The sequence below is a fragment of the Natrinema zhouii genome (assembly GCF_013456555.2).
Taxonomy (GTDB): domain Archaea; phylum Halobacteriota; class Halobacteria; order Halobacteriales; family Natrialbaceae; genus Natrinema; species Natrinema zhouii.
The window spans coordinates 245,063-260,358 of the sequence record NZ_CP059154.1; the positions used below are offsets into that span (position 1 = coordinate 245,063).

The following is a 15,296-nucleotide window of genomic DNA, read 5'->3' on the forward strand; positions in this document are numbered from 1 at the left end:
GCTGACTATGCGCGTTCTATTCAGCACAGCCTCAGCAAATTATCTGGCAGCCGTCAGTAGACGTATGCGAGAGACAGTGGGTGAGTTTAGCACGACAGGTTCGCTTGTTTCGACACGAAACCTTTGAAACAACCACTCAGTAGACTTGCTAATCCAGTGCTTCGGTTACATTTCAAACTCAGTATTTATCCGGTTCCAACCACTGAAACCGATAATGGGACTCGAAAATCCGGAACAGCAGTTGCTGGTCGAGTACGAAATTCCGGAGGATGAATCTGTGAGTATGGCAGCTATCTATGCTGTAAGTTCACTAAAAGAGTGCGAGCCGTGGGAGTTGAGTCCATTATATAGGACGATTGATCCAGAAATGCTGGATGATCTATGCAAGTCACAGCAGAATGGGATCGTCAAATTCGTCTACAGCGACTTTCACATTACTGTTGAGCAGGGCGAGTATCTTTTACTTCGGCCAGCAGATTACGAGTGACTGTCACATTTGCGCTCTGTCTCTTGCACGATGCTACGAACATCATCTGAAATTGGCAGGAATTCCAGCAGTCAGTTCGCACACGTAGTTATGCGCGCTGTTCAGCAACCCTACGAGTAAATAGAAGATGGTGAACCACTGTTCCACTTCAACTGTCCTTGGGGTTGTACGTCGATAGAATCTGATCCCCGAATATGCACACGAGCTATCGATCGTTGTGTGTATAGTAACTCGAGATTGCCTACTGTCCCAGCATTGTACTGGCTCTACCGGCAGAATGTATAACCAGATACCGCTTAAAACCCCCGAAAAACCGAGGAATAGCGGGTCGTGTTCACGAGTATCGCTGCAAAAAGGAAACAACAGTGAGCGACAGTCGGCGTCGTCACTCGAGCCGGGACGACCGCGTTTCGAACCCGCGCTCGAGCGCGACTCAGTTACTCAAACTCGGTGGTATCGCCGCGGCGGTAGCGGTCGAGTCGGCGGTAGCCGTGGACGGTGGCCTCGGTGTCGAGTTCGATCTCGTAGCGGCCGATGATGTCCTGGGTGTCGGGGACGGCACGGCGTTCGACGACCTCGACGACGGCGCGCCAGCCGTCGTCGGTCGGGGAGATCTCGCTGACGCCGTCGAACTCGTGGCCGATGAGTTGACCGGCGGTCGACTGCACGGTGTTTCGGACCGCGAGGATGCCCGCGATCTCCTCCTGTTCGACGTCGGCCGCCTCGTCGACCTCCTCGGGATCGGTCTTCTCATCCGCAGTCATCGTGGTCGTCCCACGGGATCTGGGCTGCTCGACGTCGCCGCTTTCGGCCGTGTCGTCCGGTTGGTCGGCCTGTTCTTCCTCTTGGGCTGTTTGACTGTCGCTCACTGTTTGATCACTCTCGTCGTGTTGGTAGCAGAATCCGTTGTCCTGGGCCGGCCGTGAGCAGCGCTCGCCGTCCGTGGTGAGTGCCTTGCACTGCTCCTGTGATTGCGTGTCGGCTTCGGCCATTGGCCTGGGTTTGGTTCGTTCTGTCGTTCGTTCGGATCGGTCCGATCGCCGCCGTGTGGTTAGACCGTTTCGGTGATCTGCGATCGCAGGTCGTCGATGTCGCCGCCGTTCTCGCCTGCGATTTTCGGCGCGAGGACGTCCGTGAAGACGTTCGCCAGCGTCTCGTCGTCGAATTTACCGTCTTCGTCGTTTTCAGTGTTACCGTCGAAGACGGTCAGCCCCTTCGCGGCCGTGATCGCCGCGCGCGTGCCGACGACGATCTCGAGGTCGTCGCGAAGCGCTCGCGTCGTGTCGACGATGGTCGCGATCTCGTCTTCGGAGAGGTCGACGTGGGCAGCGACGATCTCGCGTTCGGTCTCGTCGTCGTAGTAGTCGACGTGGACGCCGATGAACCGATCGAGCAGCGCGTCCTGCTGTTCGTGGACGCCGGCGTACTCCACGTCGTTGGACGTGAGGATCGCCCGGAACTCCGGGTGGACGTCGATCGTCCGATCGTCGCCGTGTTTGCCCGGGCGCTCGAGGACGCCCTCCTCGAAGACCGAGAGGAGCACGTTGTGGGCGGCGGGATCGCTTCGCGAGAACTCGTTGTAGACGAGCGTCGCGCCCTCTCGCACCGCGACGGACAATGGGTTGTCTACCCAGCGTTCGCGGACGATCTCAGTCTTCTTGCTGACCCCGCTGACGAACTGATCGTTTTCTTCGTAGCGCTCGCCGCCGGCGTGGGAGCCGACGAGCGCGGCGGTGTCGACCGCTTCGTCACCGTTGAGCCAGACGACCGGCCGGCCGCGCTCCGCCGCGGCCGACAGCGCGAGGGCCGTCTTCCCGCAGCCCGTCGGTCCGATCAGGTGGACCGGCTGGTCCGCCTCGAGCCAGCCGTTGATCCGATCGCGCAGCGACCGAACCGCGTCGGTTTCGACGAACGGTTCGGGGACGACCGTTTCGGGATCGGAGAGGGGGCTGTCGCCGTTTCGTTCGCCTGCGTTCGATGCCGTTCGCGCGAGCTGTTTCTTCGCTTTGCGACCGTCCTTCTGCTCGCGGCTGGCCGTGATCTTCTTGCCACGGACCTTGCGCTTGCGCGAAGTGTCGTCGGCCATGGAGTGTTATTCCGCCGATTTCGGCGACGATTCGGGGCGGGGCTCGACCTCGAGCTCCTCGAGTTCGTCGAGGTCGCCCTCCGCCGTGGCTTGCTCAATTTTTGCGATCTCCTCCGCGTAGTGGAGGAAGGTGTCGACCGAGGCGACCACGACGCGGGCCTCGATCGTCAGCAGTTCGATCCCGACAACTGAGATGCGCGCCCAGACGTCGATGACGACGCCCTTGTCGAGGACGCGATCGAGTACTTCTGCCAGGCTCGAGGAATCGGGTGTTCGTTGGGACATAACACCTCCCCCTTGAGCGCCGTCTCGTAACACGGCTTGCGCTGCGTCTGCAAGTCTCCCTATACCAGCGGCCATTCGTCGGCGACGTGATTAGGCGGAGTAATACGGAAGGTTGCGTCTGCAAGCACCACGATAACCCGCAGCGGAACCGAACAGTCCGTGACGATACTCGAGTGCTCGTCACGGCGGCGCGCGATACCCGCGAGGAGCACAGCTATCGCAGCCCATGTCATCCAGACGTCCCATCACCGACCGAGCCGACGGATTACGCACGCGTCTATCGACCCGTGGGTCTCGGCAGCAGGTTCGTCGCGGGCGTCGGCTACTGGGCTCGAGTCAGCGACAAGGCAACGATATGACTAGTCAGCGAGTGATCTATCAATGAGCAATCGGTACGTCTACGGTATCGTCGAGTCGGACACCGTCGAATTCGAGACGGACGCAGTCGCGGGTGCCGAACGCGTTTATACGATCTCACACCGGCGACTCGGTGCCGTCGTCTCGGACATCGACACGACCGATCCCGAGGAGACGGACGAGGACGCCCAGATCCACGACGACGTCCTCCGGGAGATCATGGAGTACGACGGCGGAACGACCATCGTCCCCATGCAGTTCGGGATGGCCTTCGAGAGCGATCGAGCGCTGAAGAACGTTCTGCGCGGCGCGCGGCCGGCGTTCCGACGCGCGATGAACGATATCGAAGGCAAAATCGAACTCGGGCTCAAACTCGTCCGCGAGGAAGACGCCGACGTCGACCGCGAGACGATCGAGGCAGACGTTGCGGACCGTCTCGAGCCCATCGCCGCACAGTCCGTCGAAAACGACCTGTTCAGCGACCGGCTCGTCCTGAACCGCTCGTATCTCGTCGATGAAGACGAGCGCGAGGCGTTCGACGACGCGATCGCCGACTTCGAGGACGACCACGACGAGCTGATGGTCCAGTACACCGGGCCATTCGCGCCCTACAGCTTCGTCGACGTGAAAATCGGAGCTAAACAGTAACCATGTTCATCCTCGACGACCTCCTGTTCCGGCCGTTCGTCGGCATCGTCGACGCACTCCACTCCATCGCGCTCGACGAGATGTACGACGTGGAGGCCCTCGAGGCTGAACTCAAAGAGAACCAGCTACTGTACGAACTCGGCGAACGCTCCGAGGCGGAGTACCAGCGTCGCAAGGAAGAACTCGAGGCGGAGCTCGAGACCGCCCGCGAAGTGCACGAGCGGCTCTCGAGCGGCCGCGTAGAGGTGAAACGATAATGAGCGAACAACCCCCAAACGACGACCACGACGAATCGGACGACGATCGATCCGACGAGCACCGGACCGATGAGAGTCAGGTCGACGAGGACGATCACTGGCTCTCGAGCCTGCTGTCCGCCCTGGAATCGCTCGACGACGGCCCGGCGTCGACCTCAGGGCGGCGACGGAGCGACCGGACGGTCTTCGATTACGACATCTCGATCCGATCGGCCGACGATCTCGCGGACGAGTCACCGCTCGATCGGGATCGGTTCGGCGGGGACAGGTCGCGAGGTGGGAACGGCGATCGATCGCGGAAGCGCCGTATCCGATCGTCGGGTTCCTCGAGCGATCACCGCGTCGCGACCCGGAGCCGCGACGACGAACTGCTCGTCACCGCGGACGTCGCCGGTGCCGATCCGGACGACGTCACGGTCGGCTTCGACGACTCGATGCTCGTCATCGGTGTCGAGGAATCCGAACTCGATCGTATCGAGGTTCCCTGGCGGGAGACGGAATCGCAGGCGACAATCAAGAACGGAGTGCTGACCGTCCAGATCAGGCCGGAGCCGACGGAACGGACTGGCACTGAGAAGACGGACACTGCGGAAACGGAGGATGACGAATGAGTGACGCGGAATCCGAGGAGACGTTCGACGCGCTACTCGAGGACGCGACCGAGAGTCTCGGTCGACTCGAGGAGACCCTCGACGAGAGCGACGCGATCGACGATCTCGACGACGACACCCTCGAGACGGTCGTCGGCGACCTCGACAATCTCGTTCGGGTCGCCGAGGAAGTCGGCGAGTTACTCGAGGCGATGGATCTCAGCGACCTGCCCGAGGCGGTCGACGGGGACGAACTCCTCGACGCGATCGAACTCGGCGAGATTCCCGACGTGCTGGCGAACGAGGACGAAGGCGTCACTGAACTCGTCGACTTCACGGAGCTGTTCGACGCGATCAACCTGCTGAACGCCTGGAACGCCGCGGATCTGACCGATCTCTGGGAGAACAAACGTGAACTCGACGATGCCATGGACGATCTCGAGGACGGCGACGATGCCGGAATGGTCGAGGACGCCGTATCGGACGTCGCGAACGGCAACGAGGATGGCGATGGCCTGCTCGGAGACGAAGACGGGGACGGTGTGCTCGACACGGGAATGGACGCCGGCTCTGCTGCGAAGCAAGCGCTCGGTGACATCGACGTCGCCGAGGATCCGGAAGCGTATCAGGCAGCTATCCAGCAGCAGGCGATGGAAGGGATCGACGCCTTCCGGTCGGCGCTACTCGAGACACACGAGAAGTTCGAGCGACTCTACGAGTTCAACCGCGAGAAGATGCGCCGGCAGGACACGAGCACGAACTCGCGAAATCCGACGGCATCGTCGACGATTCCGACCGAACGAAACGATCTCGGTGGCGGTGCGCGCTATTCGACGGTGCCACAGGAGGTCAAGCTCTCGACCGCACCGACGCGGAAACGGATCTACGGCCGCCGGTTCGAACTCGAGCGGGAACGACAGCGGAGAAACAACAATGACTGACCCAACACTGCGGCGACTGAACGGCTGTGAGGGACGGACGACCACCCAGCGTTCGACGCCCGTCGGAGGTGATCGCGATGGTCGATGAGTTCCAGCCCAGTCGGCAGAAGGCCGACCTCGCCGAGGTCGTCGAGATGCTCCTGGACAAGGGAATCGTCATCAACGCCGACATCGCCGTCTCGATCGGTGACACCCAGCTGCTCGGCGTCCAAGTCCGGGCCGCGATCGCCTCCTTCGAGACCGCGGCGAAGTACGGCCTCGAGTTCCCCGAGGGGACGGACATGCGCCGCGTCGCCGAGGCGGTCGACGATCCCGAACTCGCGGAGACGGACCGACCGAATCCGGTGATCGACTCGACTCGAGGCGTCAACGTTACCGCCGATGAAGACGACGCTGACAGCGAAGCGAGCGCCGATAGCGGCCAGAACGACGCAAGCAAGAGCGGACGCGACGCAGACAGCGACGACTCGACCGAGAGCGAGCTGGCCGTCGGCGACGAAGAACTGGTGAGCGAACGGCTCGGTGCCAGACCGAATCCAGATCGACCGACCAGCGGCGGATTCGACCTGCTCAGTGACGAGTCGGACTCCGAGTCTGCGTCGGAGTCCGACACGGACTCGAGCGAGAACGAAACGGCATCAGCCGACGAGGAGTCAGCGGAGAACGAGGCCGCCCCAGAGGCGGAGCCGGAATCGGAGGGCGAGGAGTCATGACGGCGATCGACGTCGGCGACGGCGAGGACGCGCGACAGGGGCTCGTTACCCTTGTCATAACCGTTGTTGAAATCCTAATCGACGCCCTCGAGCGCGAGGCGGTCCGTCGAATGGAGTCTGGGAACCTGTCGGACGAGGAGATCGAACGCCTCGGAAGCCAGCTCGCAACGATCGAGGCCGAGATCGAACAGCTCAAAGCGGACGAGGAGATCGAGGACGGCGTCGACGATCTCCGGGGCGATCTGGACGGACTGGTCAACGACGCGATCGAACAGCTTCACGGCGAGCCGACCGCCACGCAGAAACCCGGCTACTCCGTGTTCGGAGGTGAGGGCGAATGAGCTCCGATGGCACGAACGACGGTGACGGTGCCGCCGAGAGACTCGAGGCGTTCGACGAGCAGCCGGCCGGCGAGGGAGCCGAGACACCGGCTATCGACGAGGGTCGCTACCTGTACTGTATCGTGCGGACCGACGAGGACGCCAGCCTCGAGACGACCGGCGTCGACGGCGAGCCCGTTTCGGTTATCGTCGAAGACGGAATCGGAGCCGTCGTCCACGCCTGTGAGGGGATCTACGACTCCGCGGACCTCGCACAGATTCGGCGCTGGCTCGTCCGCCACCAGACGGTCGTCGACGAGGCGGGACAGGCCTTCGGGACGCCGATCCCGTTCCAGTTCGACACGATCCTCCGGGGCGACGACGCCGCGGTCCGCGAGTGGCTCCACGAGGAGCGAGACACCCTCGAGCAGGCCCTCTCCGGGCTTGCAGACCACTGGGAGTACCGCGTCGAGGTCGTCGAAGTCGATCCGATTAGCGACGAGGCGCTGATCGAACGCGACGAACGACTGCGCGAACTCGACGAGCAGATCGGCGGCTCCGAGGAGGGAACGGCGTTCCTGCTCGAGAAGAAGTTCGACCAGCGGCTGACGGAGATTCGAGCCGCCCGTCGGGAATCGCTAACCGCCGATCTCGAGGAGCGACTGGCCGCCGAAGCGCGGGAGGTCCACGCGCTCGAGCGGTCGCCGAGCGCGAAACTCTCGGACGAGATGGCCGGTAGCGAGTCAGGGTCGGGCGGGGACTCGAGCGACGAATCGGGCGAGTCCGGCGATGGCGAAACCCTCTGCCGACTCACGTTGCTGGCCCACGAGGACGACGAGGGGGCCATCGGCTCGATACTCGACGACGTGGCGGCACACGAGGGCCTCGAGGTCCGGTTCACAGGCCCGTGGCCGCCGTACACGTTTGCACCGGAACTCGGCGGTGACGGGAACGCTGCGGACGAACGGGCGAACCCACAGCCATGAGACCGCAAAAGAACGACGACGCGCTCGTCGACGTGCTCGACGTGTTGCTCAGAGACGGCGCGATCCTCCGTGCCGACGTGATCGTCTCCGTCGCGGAGATTCCGCTGGTCGGGATCAAGCTCACGGCAGCCATCGCCGGCATGGAGACCATGACCGAGTACGGCCTCTTCGAGGAATGGGATGCCAGCCGCCGGAACGCGGCCGTCAGCCGACGACAGTACGACCGGTCGGTGCCCGACGAGGACCGTCCCGCGTTCGACGAGCTCGGTGTTGGAGCCTCTCACGAGGAAACAACGGACGGAGACGACGCGACGAACTGACTGGAAACCGGAAATACGCGACCAGCGAGACGGGAGAACCCGAACAGCGAGAACCGAGAGCCGCCACTGTACTCATGGACGGTCGATTCCGAGTTGGGCTGTAGACTGCCTGTGCCCCCGAGCGGGGGCCGGCAGTCAGGCGTACTTCGGGCGTTCGGTCGTGTGCTCGACCTCGCCCGTGACGGTCTCCTCGTCGCGATCGTCGTCGTAGACGTACTGGCCCGTTGCCCCACACAGGGTACACTCGTACGTTTCGGAGATTTCGTTGATCATTTCGCCGTCCTCGAAGTAGACGCGACTCTGCGTGATCTGCAGGAACTGGGCGGTCTCGCAGTTGGTGCAGGCGATCATATCCGATCGATAGCCAGCACCAGTTGTAGTTATCCGGCTTGTAACCGAAAGGCACGGACGACTATGAGGGTCTTACCGGGCTAGCGCTCTCGAATTGGGATCCGAGCACGTCCGCCCAATACTCGTGGCCACTCGAGCGGGAGTAATCGCGCTGTACCCCGGGTTGGCAGCGAAATCGACGCGATAGGCTGGCGACCGATCCGCGGGCGAAAAACCGTTTTTCCCGCGAAACGGGACGGTTATCGTGTCACTTATCGCCGTGAAAACGGGCTCGCAACGACCGCTGTTAGAAGACGGTTCGGAGCCGAGCGAAACGACACCGTCTCGCCGGTTGCACACCATTCGACGACCCGCCCATCGGCGACTACACCCATCGAGGAGGGCACGAACCAGCTTCACTGATCGACGACGACGCGCTCGCCCGTTCGTGCTGACTCGTATGCCGCTTCGGTCAAAGCCGTCACCCGAAGCGCGTCCCGAACTGTTGCCGGTGGCTCAACTTCCTCAGTGACACTTTCGAGGAACGCGTCGGCCCGGGTTCGCTCGCGACGGGGGTCGATGTAGGGAACGTGCTCCCCGGCGTCGGAATCGATCTCCAGGACCTCCCGCGGTCCCCACTGCGTTCCCTCGAGGTAGACCGCACCCTCGTCGTCCCAGAGGTGGATGTGCTCGCGGACCGATGGCGCGTCGCCGTGACACGAAACCGTCCCGGTCGCACCGTTTTCGAACCGGATGTCGAGGTGAGCGCGACGGTCGACCCGCCCGGCGTCGTCGTGGAAGTCCATGCTCGCGGCGACGGACGCTGGCTCGAGGCCGGTCGTCCAGAGGATGCCATCGAGGACGTGGCTGCCCGTGTCGTAGAGAAAGCCGCCGCCGGACAGGTCCGGATCGAGCCGCCAGGTTCCTCGCGAGTCGTCGATCCACCCCTGTGTAATCGAGGCGGTCAGCCATTCCGGTTCGCGCTCGACGAACCGTTCGCGAGCCGTTCGAAACGCCGTCTGGAGGTGGCGCTGGTAGCCGACCATCACGGTCCGATCGCTTCGCTCGACCCGATCCGCGAGGTCGCGGGCCTGCTCGAGGTCGGTCGTCAGCGGTTTGTCGCAGTAGACGTGACAGCCGCGATCGAGGGCGGCGACGACTTGCTCGTAGTGGAGGGTGTGTGGCGTGCCGACGAGCACCGCGTCGAGGGGTGCCTCCGCGAGCATCGTTTCGTACTCGGCGTACTGCCGATCGGCGGACACACCGAATTCGTGGCCCACTTCGTTGCGAAGTGTCGTATCGAGATCGCAGACCGCACTAATAGTCGCGTCCGGGCGGCGGTGAAACTGGCCACCGACGGTCGTCCCGATGTATCCCAGTCCGACGATACCGATCCGAATCGGCCGTGAGCCCTCGTCGTCGCTCATACGACCCTAAACAGGCTGCAGTCCCATCCCTCTAGAGGCGTCGCAAGCAAGCACCCACTGCCGGTCGACCATCGCGGACCGAGACCGGACGATCGGCTGGTCGTCTGTTTGCGTCTGTCTGGTCGTCCACTCGCGTCCGGCCGTCTACTCGAGCCCCTTTGGTCGCCTGCTCGAGTCCCTCCGCCCATCCGCTCGAGCCGATCCACTCATCCGATCGGGTCGATCCGGCTCGGTTTGTCGGTGTGAGAAAGGGAGTAGACGGGAAACGATCGGTTCGTCGCTCGGTAGCAGGGTGCTACGCGGAGAGTAGCCGGTGCCTGCGTGTGGTTCGGAGTTGCTACCAGGGACCAAGCGGCTGCATAACAATGGGTAACACGGGAAACATCCGATCTGCGGGGTTGCAAACCCCCACCGGGTACACGCTCGGCCCATCTGTGCGCTGACCGGCCGATTGCGTGCGTTCTGCCCGGATCGCTCGGACGTGGACTCGCCCCCGCTTCGAGTACGCTCATGTCTCTCACGCCCAGGGCGGTTCCCGCCCGCCCGGGTTTCACGAACCATGACCCAGACAGCGACGGCTCGCAGAGTCACAGCCCGTTAGTGGCCGCAGAGAGAGGAAATCGACCGCAGTTCGTATTCAGAACTCCGTGATGACCGGAATCCCGACCGTTTCGTAGTCGTCCATCGAGGCCAACGTTTCGGGTGCCTCCTCGAGCGAGAGGGTTTCACCGATGATTTTCTCGGGTTCGAGGGTTCCCTGGGCGATCAGACTGAACAGTTCGTCGTAGCGAACCAGCGGCATGCCGAAGGAGCCGTGGAAATCGATCTCCTGCATCGTCATGACATCGACGGGGAGGTCGATCTGCCCCTGTTCCTCGCCGGTCGTGAGCCCGACCTGCACGTGACTACCGCGCGTCCCGAGGCTTTCGACCGAGTTCTGGCAGGTCTCGGCGATACCCAGTGCGTCGATCGAGACGTCGGCACCGCCGTCGGTGATCGCCTTCACCGCCTGCGGTGCGCTATCGACCTCGGTACTGTTGATCGTCTCGACGGCGCCGAGTTCCTTGGCTCGCTCGAGTTTGCTGTCGAGGACGTCGATCCCGATCGGGTGTGCGCCCAGCGCCCGGGCGATGTGGATCGCGGAGAGTCCGACGCCGCCACAGCCGTGGATGGCGACCCAGTCGCCGGGCCGCAGACCGGCGCGGTCGGCCAGCGCGTGGTAGGCCGTCATGAACCGGCAGCCGAGACCGGCCATCTCCGTGTAGCCGACGGTATCGGGGAGTTTGACGCAGTTGAAGTCGGCTTCGCGAACGGGGAACGCCTCCGCGAACGCACCCTGAGAGTACTCCGACAGGCCGAGCGGAAGCACCGTCTCGCAGTTGTTCGCCCGCCCCTCCCGGCAGTGGGGGCAGGTCCCGTCACCGAGGTGAAACGGCACCGCGACGCGGTCGCCTTCCTCGAGCGTTTCGACGTCCGACCCGACTGCGGAAACGACGCCGGCCGGTTCGTGGCCGAGAATCTGGCCTTCGGGAACGCCCGCACCGACCCAGCTCCAGTCACCCTGCCAGAGGTGCCAGTCGCTGCGACAGATCCCACACGCCTCGGTTTCGACGATGACCTGATCCGGTGTCGGTTCCGGATAGTCGACGTTCGTGACCGCGAGCGGTTCGCCATGTTCCTCGAGTACGGCTGCTCGCATAGCTCAGTGGTTCAGCGGGGCAGTACAAAAAGAGTAGGCAGTGTGACCCGAAAGTACGGACGGTGGTCGGCGGAGGACGCTTCCACCGACCGTCTATGCGACCAGTTCCGAGCCCTCGGCGGAGAGCTCGACGGTCACGTCCTGACGCGTCTGGTCGCTGATCTGATCGATATTTCGCGTCAGCACCTCGAGAACGTCCTCGGGTTCGGGATAAACGAGCAGGTTTCCGTCCCCGTCTTCCATCACGAGCTGCGTGTCCGTGAGCGTCACCTGCTCGTTCTCGATTCGCGCGACGATCGCGGGCAACGCCTCCGCACCGCCGACGTCGCCTTCCTCGACTTTCGCGATATACAGCGAGTCGAGTCCGATCAGATCCTTGTACTCGCGGACGCGTTCCGCACACGCGACCATATCCCTCGTGATCGCCGTCTTCCGTTCGTTTCCGTGCGTCCCCTCGTAGCAGTGTTTGCAGACCCTGAGTTCCATCCGCATACACGGTGGTTCGCTCGCGGACTGCAAGCAATTTTTGCAGGAAATGGTGTCATTCCCCAAATTGCACGTATCGATACTTTCGTATTCGGTGTCGAAACACCGGATACCGTCCGTCCCGATCGGTAGTCGATCCGGAGAGTCACCGATCGGTTACGATTCCGGGGAACTGTTAAAGACCGCTCGGAGCGTATGTGCCAGTCAATGGCACGCGATGAACCAGCGCGCCTCCTCCGGGTGGATCTCTCGGCTCGCTCCGTCACCAGCGAACGGATACCGGAGGCGTGGCTCGAGGCGTACGTCGGCGGGAAGGGCTTCGGCGCGGAGTGGCTCGCCGCGGTGGGCCGGGAGTACGACCGCGAAGCGCTCGCGACCGCCGGCGAGCGAATCTGGACGCTCGTTCGACTCTTCAACGTCCGCGAGGGGTTCGATCGCACCGACGACGCGCTGCCGGACGCGATACTCGAGCCGAGTGCGGCGAGCCCGGACGACGGGCGATCGCTTGACGGAAACGCACTCGATACCGAGCGGATCCAGACGCTACTCGAGCGATATTATCGGTATCGAGGGTGGGACAGTGAGGGGCGACCGACGCGAGAAACGCTCCGTCGACTCGACCTTGAGGCCGCGGTCGACGACGCGACGGCCGTCCCCGAATCCGATCGTGACCCGGCCCGCACAGAGCGTCCCGCAGCGGTGAACGACGATGACTGACCGAATCGATCTGGACGGCCTCGAGACCGATGCCGACGAGGCAGCCGACGAAGGGACCGTCGGCGATCCGGTCTGGCGCGATGACACCGCCGGAGACGCCGCGACCGATCCCGACTCGCCGGCGGAGTTCGGCTCCGCCGGCAGTCGAGACCGTGCGGGAGTCGAGAGCGACGAGTCCGAGACGGAAAGCGACGAATCGGATCGCACTCGAGCGCCCACGCCCCACGTTCCCAAAACGGGCGACAAAACGCCGGCGGGGATCCCGAAACGAGGCGGTGATACCGACGGAACCGCGAGCGAGACGACCGACGGCCGGTCCAGCCAGACCGCTTCGCCGGAGACGCCGCGCCCGATGGGGTCCCAACCGAATTCGGGGTCGGAGCCGGCGTCCGGTCCACACGGCGGCGGTACGGACGAGATGACGATGGCGCTCACCTACGCAGCCGTGCGCCGGCTCGAGCACCCGCGGCGAGTCTTCGGCGACGCCGGCGGCTGGGCCGACTGGATCGGTATCGTCGGCGACGTCCCCGCACACGTCGTCCAGAAGTTCCAGCGAGAACACGGGATCGATGCCGACTTCTTCAACGGGACGGGGACGGACCCCGGCGAGCGCCTCGCCGAAATCGACCGAAATTCGATGTTTTACGCCGATCGGATGGTCGTCGTCGGCATCGCGGGCGAGGACGAACCGATCGCCGACGCGGCCGACTGGGAGTTCGTCCCCCTCGCAACGGCGGCCGAGAAAGCGGCGTGGGAACTCGAGACGGAACCGTAGATTGTAGCGAGATGCCGTCACCGATACGAGCGGTGGCGGAACCGGTCGGTATCGGTGATAGTCAGCATCGAGAGTCCGTCAGGGAAGCCATTTTACGCTGCGTGTGGTTGCCACGCACATGGGGATCCGCACTGCGATTGATCACAATCCGCTGCTCGCGTTCGGCTTGCTGATCGCCGCCGGTTGGACCGTCCTGGTCGGACTGCAGATCTTCACCGTAATGGGGAGCGTGACCGGCGGCAACTGGGTCGGGCGACACGGCCTCGGTGGCCTGATGGGACTGATCGTTCTGGCGGTCTTCCTCGGCGTCGTGATCGCCGCCTTCGGGGCCCTCAGCGAACCGGAACCGGCACCCGAGGAGTGGCCACCCGAGTAACGCCGTCGATCCGTCCCCGTTACTGACCACCAAGTAAACGCGACCCCGACACATCATGTATTACGAGTGCACTCGATGCGGCCACCTGGATCGATTCGGTCACCTCGAGCCCGACGAGGCGTCTCGCCCCTGTCCTCGTTGCGAGAATCACACCCGCCGGGAACCCGCGTTCGACGGAGAGGGGGTGTCGCCGTGACCCTCTCGATCACCGTCAGCGACCGGTTCCGCGACGCCGCGACGGCGTGGGGAGACGACCGGCTCATGGACGAGGAGGCGGCGCTGGAAACGAAAGCCGAGCAGGCCCTGCTCGAGATCGAACACCTCGTCTCGGGCGCGAACGAGGTCGAGTTCGACGTCGATGCCGCGAGCGGCGAGATCCACCACGAACCGACCGACGACCTCGAGGGGTACCTCGAGCGGCAGTCCGACGAGTTCGGCCTCGAGCCCGACGCGGTGCTGGCGCTGCACGTCGACCTGTTCGCGAGCGCGTTCCTCGACCGGGACGGTGGATCCGAGTCGTCGTCGGACCGGCCGGACGATCCGCGTCCGTACTGAAAATCGCGGCTAGTCGTCCCGTTGCCATCCTCCGACCGACGACGAGACGTATAGGCGAATCACGACAAAAGCCTAAGGCTATCAATCGTGCACATACAGCTATGACGCACACCGACTGGCGACCGGATCCGGAACTCGACAAGAAACGCGACAGGGAGGTCTGGACGCACACCGCGCCCCACCACATCAACGACGGCGAAATCGACGGCGATATTTCGTTCAGCGACGAGGTTCTCGAGCCGTTCGTCGACGACGAAGATACCGACGGCGACGAGTAACCGTCGCAACTCGAGCCGAGACGCGGCTCAGCCCATCTGCATCGCGATCTCTTCCTCGAACGCGATACAGCCCTCGAGCAGCGCCGCGACGGCCTCGTAGAACCGCTCGTCGGTTCGTTCGCGGACGTCTGCGGCGAGGTCGTCGATCCACTCCGAGAGGTGCTCCTCGTGGAAGACCCGCTGGTAGCCGAACGTTTCCACGTCTCCGCTGCGCTGCCGGCGAATCAGGTACCGGAGAAAGGCCAGTTCGACGGCGACGTAATCGTTCTCCTCGGGATACTCGTCGGGCGGCGACCAGCCGGCCGCGCCGTAACTCGCCTCGACGGTCGCCAGTCCTTCGCCGCGAAAGTCGGTGTCCTCGCGGTAGTAGGTCTCGTGGGGGAGGACCGGCGGTCGCGGGCCGACGAACAGCCGCGTGAACTCCCGCTCCAGGTCGTCCCGAACGGCGTCGGCCTCACGATCGCGGTTCTCGTCGATGAACGCCTCGAGCGCCGCGAATCCCCGATCGAGTCGGTCGCTGACGCTCGCGTCGGGGACCAGAACGTCCCCCGACAACAACGTCTCGACGAACGCCTCGGTCGGGACGTCCGCGAACGCGTCGATCAGGAAGTTCACCAGCTCGAGTCGGGCGTCGTAGAGGGCCTGTTGATCCATACTCATGAT

22 protein-coding genes are annotated in these 15,296 nt (G+C 63.7%); 14 read left to right on the plus strand and 8 right to left on the minus strand.

The window, feature by feature from the left end:
- Positions 1–214 precede the first annotated feature (214 nt).
- Positions 215–487, plus strand: a complete 273-nt coding sequence (locus HYG81_RS20030; RefSeq protein WP_180841473.1) for a HalOD1 output domain-containing protein — start codon at positions 215–217, stop codon at positions 485–487.
- Positions 488–924: 437 nt separating this feature from the next.
- On the opposite strand, the gene gvpO is transcribed toward HYG81_RS20030, so the two are convergent.
- Genes gvpO through gvpA form a run of 3 tightly spaced genes read right to left on the minus strand, consistent with a single transcriptional unit; the run spans position 925 to position 2,858 of the window.
- Positions 925–1,479 carry a gas vesicle protein GvpO, halophile-type gene (gene gvpO / locus HYG81_RS20035; RefSeq protein ID WP_219628706.1) on the minus strand — a complete coding sequence of 185 codons (555 nt, stop codon included), beginning with the start codon at positions 1,477–1,479 and terminating at the stop codon, positions 925–927.
- 59 nt (positions 1,480–1,538) lie between these two features.
- Positions 1,539–2,573 carry a gas vesicle protein GvpN gene (gvpN, locus tag HYG81_RS20040; protein ID WP_180841474.1) on the minus strand — a complete coding sequence of 345 codons (1,035 nt, stop codon included), beginning with the start codon at positions 2,571–2,573 and terminating at the stop codon, positions 1,539–1,541.
- 6 nt (positions 2,574–2,579) lie between these two features.
- Positions 2,580–2,858, minus strand: a complete 279-nt coding sequence (gvpA, locus tag HYG81_RS20045) for a gas vesicle protein GvpA (RefSeq protein WP_098726914.1) — start codon at positions 2,856–2,858, stop codon at positions 2,580–2,582.
- A gap of 381 nt (positions 2,859–3,239) precedes the next feature.
- Between gvpA and HYG81_RS20050 the strand changes: the two genes are divergently transcribed.
- The 8 genes from HYG81_RS20050 to gvpM all read left to right on the plus strand — a co-directional run bounded on the left by HYG81_RS20050 (position 3,240) and on the right by gvpM (position 7,990).
- A complete protein-coding gene (locus HYG81_RS20050) occupies positions 3,240–3,863 on the plus strand; it encodes a GvpL/GvpF family gas vesicle protein (RefSeq protein WP_180841475.1) in 624 nt (207 codons plus the stop codon).
- A 2-nt stretch (positions 3,864–3,865) separates the two neighbouring features.
- Positions 3,866–4,120, plus strand: a complete 255-nt coding sequence (gvpF, locus tag HYG81_RS20055; RefSeq protein WP_180841476.1) for a gas vesicle protein GvpF — start codon at positions 3,866–3,868, stop codon at positions 4,118–4,120.
- On the plus strand, positions 4,120–4,731 hold the full coding sequence (locus HYG81_RS20060) for an Hsp20/alpha crystallin family protein (protein ID WP_180841477.1): 612 nt from the start codon (positions 4,120–4,122) through the stop codon (positions 4,729–4,731). Before gvpF ends, HYG81_RS20060 begins: the two co-directional genes overlap by 1 nt.
- Entirely contained in the window at positions 4,728–5,651 is a 924-nt protein-coding gene (locus HYG81_RS20065; protein ID WP_180841478.1) for a hypothetical protein, read from the plus strand. The genes HYG81_RS20060 and HYG81_RS20065 overlap by 4 nt, the downstream gene beginning before the upstream one ends.
- Positions 5,652–5,728: 77 nt before the next feature.
- Positions 5,729–6,364: a gas vesicle protein GvpJ gene (gvpJ, locus tag HYG81_RS20070; RefSeq protein WP_180841479.1), complete on the plus strand. Its 636-nt coding sequence runs from the start codon at positions 5,729–5,731 to the stop codon at positions 6,362–6,364.
- Entirely contained in the window at positions 6,361–6,705 is a 345-nt protein-coding gene (locus HYG81_RS20075; RefSeq protein WP_098726920.1) for a gas vesicle protein K, read from the plus strand. The genes gvpJ and HYG81_RS20075 overlap by 4 nt, the downstream gene beginning before the upstream one ends.
- Positions 6,702–7,670 (plus strand): gas vesicle protein GvpL, encoded by a 969-nt coding sequence (gene gvpL / locus HYG81_RS20080; RefSeq protein WP_180841480.1) that lies wholly within the window; start codon positions 6,702–6,704, stop codon positions 7,668–7,670. Before HYG81_RS20075 ends, gvpL begins: the two co-directional genes overlap by 4 nt.
- Positions 7,667–7,990 carry a gas vesicle protein GvpM gene (gvpM, locus tag HYG81_RS20085; RefSeq protein ID WP_180841481.1) on the plus strand — a complete coding sequence of 108 codons (324 nt, stop codon included), beginning with the start codon at positions 7,667–7,669 and terminating at the stop codon, positions 7,988–7,990. Before gvpL ends, gvpM begins: the two co-directional genes overlap by 4 nt.
- A gap of 135 nt (positions 7,991–8,125) precedes the next feature.
- Here gvpM and HYG81_RS20090 read toward each other — a convergent pair whose 3' ends face one another.
- The 4 genes from HYG81_RS20090 to HYG81_RS20105 form a co-directional block, all read right to left on the minus strand.
- The gene (locus HYG81_RS20090) at positions 8,126–8,341 is read right to left on the minus strand and encodes a hypothetical protein (protein WP_180841482.1); all 216 of its coding nucleotides are present in this window, start codon (positions 8,339–8,341) and stop codon (positions 8,126–8,128) included.
- 395 nt (positions 8,342–8,736) lie between these two features.
- Complete coding sequence (locus tag HYG81_RS20095) at positions 8,737–9,747, minus strand: Gfo/Idh/MocA family protein (protein WP_180841483.1); 1,011 nt, start codon at positions 9,745–9,747, stop codon at positions 8,737–8,739.
- A 637-nt stretch (positions 9,748–10,384) separates the two neighbouring features.
- Positions 10,385–11,446, minus strand: coding sequence for a zinc-dependent alcohol dehydrogenase family protein (locus tag HYG81_RS20100; RefSeq protein ID WP_180841484.1), 1,062 nt, complete (start codon positions 11,444–11,446; stop codon positions 10,385–10,387).
- A gap of 93 nt (positions 11,447–11,539) precedes the next feature.
- Positions 11,540–11,938, minus strand: coding sequence for a hypothetical protein (locus HYG81_RS20105; protein WP_180841485.1), 399 nt, complete (start codon positions 11,936–11,938; stop codon positions 11,540–11,542).
- 201 nt (positions 11,939–12,139) lie between these two features.
- On the opposite strand from HYG81_RS20105, the gene HYG81_RS20110 reads away from it, so the two are divergent.
- From HYG81_RS20110 to HYG81_RS20130, 5 genes are all read left to right on the plus strand, one after another.
- Positions 12,140–12,649, plus strand: a complete 510-nt coding sequence (locus tag HYG81_RS20110; RefSeq protein ID WP_226375994.1) for an aldehyde ferredoxin oxidoreductase C-terminal domain-containing protein — start codon at positions 12,140–12,142, stop codon at positions 12,647–12,649.
- Positions 12,642–13,424, plus strand: a complete 783-nt coding sequence (locus tag HYG81_RS20115) for a DUF7124 domain-containing protein (protein ID WP_180841487.1) — start codon at positions 12,642–12,644, stop codon at positions 13,422–13,424. The genes HYG81_RS20110 and HYG81_RS20115 overlap by 8 nt, the downstream gene beginning before the upstream one ends.
- Positions 13,425–13,542: 118 nt before the next feature.
- Positions 13,543–13,800: a hypothetical protein gene (locus tag HYG81_RS20120; RefSeq protein ID WP_180841488.1), complete on the plus strand. Its 258-nt coding sequence runs from the start codon at positions 13,543–13,545 to the stop codon at positions 13,798–13,800.
- A gap of 192 nt (positions 13,801–13,992) precedes the next feature.
- The gene (locus HYG81_RS20125; RefSeq protein WP_180841489.1) at positions 13,993–14,355 is read left to right on the plus strand and encodes a hypothetical protein; all 363 of its coding nucleotides are present in this window, start codon (positions 13,993–13,995) and stop codon (positions 14,353–14,355) included.
- 101 nt (positions 14,356–14,456) lie between these two features.
- Positions 14,457–14,633 carry a hypothetical protein gene (locus HYG81_RS20130; RefSeq protein WP_180841490.1) on the plus strand — a complete coding sequence of 59 codons (177 nt, stop codon included), beginning with the start codon at positions 14,457–14,459 and terminating at the stop codon, positions 14,631–14,633.
- A gap of 27 nt (positions 14,634–14,660) precedes the next feature.
- On the opposite strand, the gene HYG81_RS20135 is transcribed toward HYG81_RS20130, so the two are convergent.
- Complete coding sequence (locus tag HYG81_RS20135) at positions 14,661–15,293, minus strand: TorD/DmsD family molecular chaperone (RefSeq protein WP_180841491.1); 633 nt, start codon at positions 15,291–15,293, stop codon at positions 14,661–14,663.
- Positions 15,294–15,296 lie beyond the last annotated feature (3 nt).

Excerpts from the sequence above, each read along its gene's own strand:
- HYG81_RS20050 (WP_180841475.1), top strand. The coding sequence starts at position 3,240 with ATGAGCAATCGGTACGTCTACGGTATCGTCGAGTCGGACACCGTCGAA.
- HYG81_RS20100 (WP_180841484.1), bottom strand. The coding sequence starts at position 11,446 with ATGCGAGCAGCCGTACTCGAGGAACATGGCGAACCGCTCGCGGTCACG.
- gvpN (WP_180841474.1), bottom strand. The coding sequence starts at position 2,573 with ATGGCCGACGACACTTCGCGCAAGCGCAAGGTCCGTGGCAAGAAGATC.
- HYG81_RS20110 (WP_226375994.1), top strand. The coding sequence starts at position 12,140 with ATGGCACGCGATGAACCAGCGCGCCTCCTCCGGGTGGATCTCTCGGCT.
- HYG81_RS20105 (WP_180841485.1), bottom strand. The coding sequence starts at position 11,938 with ATGCGGATGGAACTCAGGGTCTGCAAACACTGCTACGAGGGGACGCAC.
- HYG81_RS20075 (WP_098726920.1), top strand. The coding sequence starts at position 6,361 with ATGACGGCGATCGACGTCGGCGACGGCGAGGACGCGCGACAGGGGCTC.
- HYG81_RS20030 (WP_180841473.1), top strand. The coding sequence starts at position 215 with ATGGGACTCGAAAATCCGGAACAGCAGTTGCTGGTCGAGTACGAAATT.
- HYG81_RS20095 (WP_180841483.1), bottom strand. The coding sequence starts at position 9,747 with ATGAGCGACGACGAGGGCTCACGGCCGATTCGGATCGGTATCGTCGGA.
- gvpA (WP_098726914.1), bottom strand. The coding sequence starts at position 2,858 with ATGTCCCAACGAACACCCGATTCCTCGAGCCTGGCAGAAGTACTCGAT.
- HYG81_RS20130 (WP_180841490.1), top strand. The coding sequence starts at position 14,457 with ATGACGCACACCGACTGGCGACCGGATCCGGAACTCGACAAGAAACGC.
- HYG81_RS20060 (WP_180841477.1), top strand. The coding sequence starts at position 4,120 with ATGAGCGAACAACCCCCAAACGACGACCACGACGAATCGGACGACGAT.
- HYG81_RS20065 (WP_180841478.1), top strand. The coding sequence starts at position 4,728 with ATGAGTGACGCGGAATCCGAGGAGACGTTCGACGCGCTACTCGAGGAC.
- gvpF (WP_180841476.1), top strand. The coding sequence starts at position 3,866 with ATGTTCATCCTCGACGACCTCCTGTTCCGGCCGTTCGTCGGCATCGTC.
- HYG81_RS20115 (WP_180841487.1), top strand. The coding sequence starts at position 12,642 with ATGACTGACCGAATCGATCTGGACGGCCTCGAGACCGATGCCGACGAG.
- gvpJ (WP_180841479.1), top strand. The coding sequence starts at position 5,729 with ATGGTCGATGAGTTCCAGCCCAGTCGGCAGAAGGCCGACCTCGCCGAG.
- HYG81_RS20090 (WP_180841482.1), bottom strand. The coding sequence starts at position 8,341 with ATGATCGCCTGCACCAACTGCGAGACCGCCCAGTTCCTGCAGATCACG.
- HYG81_RS20120 (WP_180841488.1), top strand. The coding sequence starts at position 13,543 with ATGGGGATCCGCACTGCGATTGATCACAATCCGCTGCTCGCGTTCGGC.
- gvpO (WP_219628706.1), bottom strand. The coding sequence starts at position 1,479 with ATGGCCGAAGCCGACACGCAATCACAGGAGCAGTGCAAGGCACTCACC.
- gvpL (WP_180841480.1), top strand. The coding sequence starts at position 6,702 with ATGAGCTCCGATGGCACGAACGACGGTGACGGTGCCGCCGAGAGACTC.
- gvpM (WP_180841481.1), top strand. The coding sequence starts at position 7,667 with ATGAGACCGCAAAAGAACGACGACGCGCTCGTCGACGTGCTCGACGTG.
- HYG81_RS20135 (WP_180841491.1), bottom strand. The coding sequence starts at position 15,293 with ATGAGTATGGATCAACAGGCCCTCTACGACGCCCGACTCGAGCTGGTG.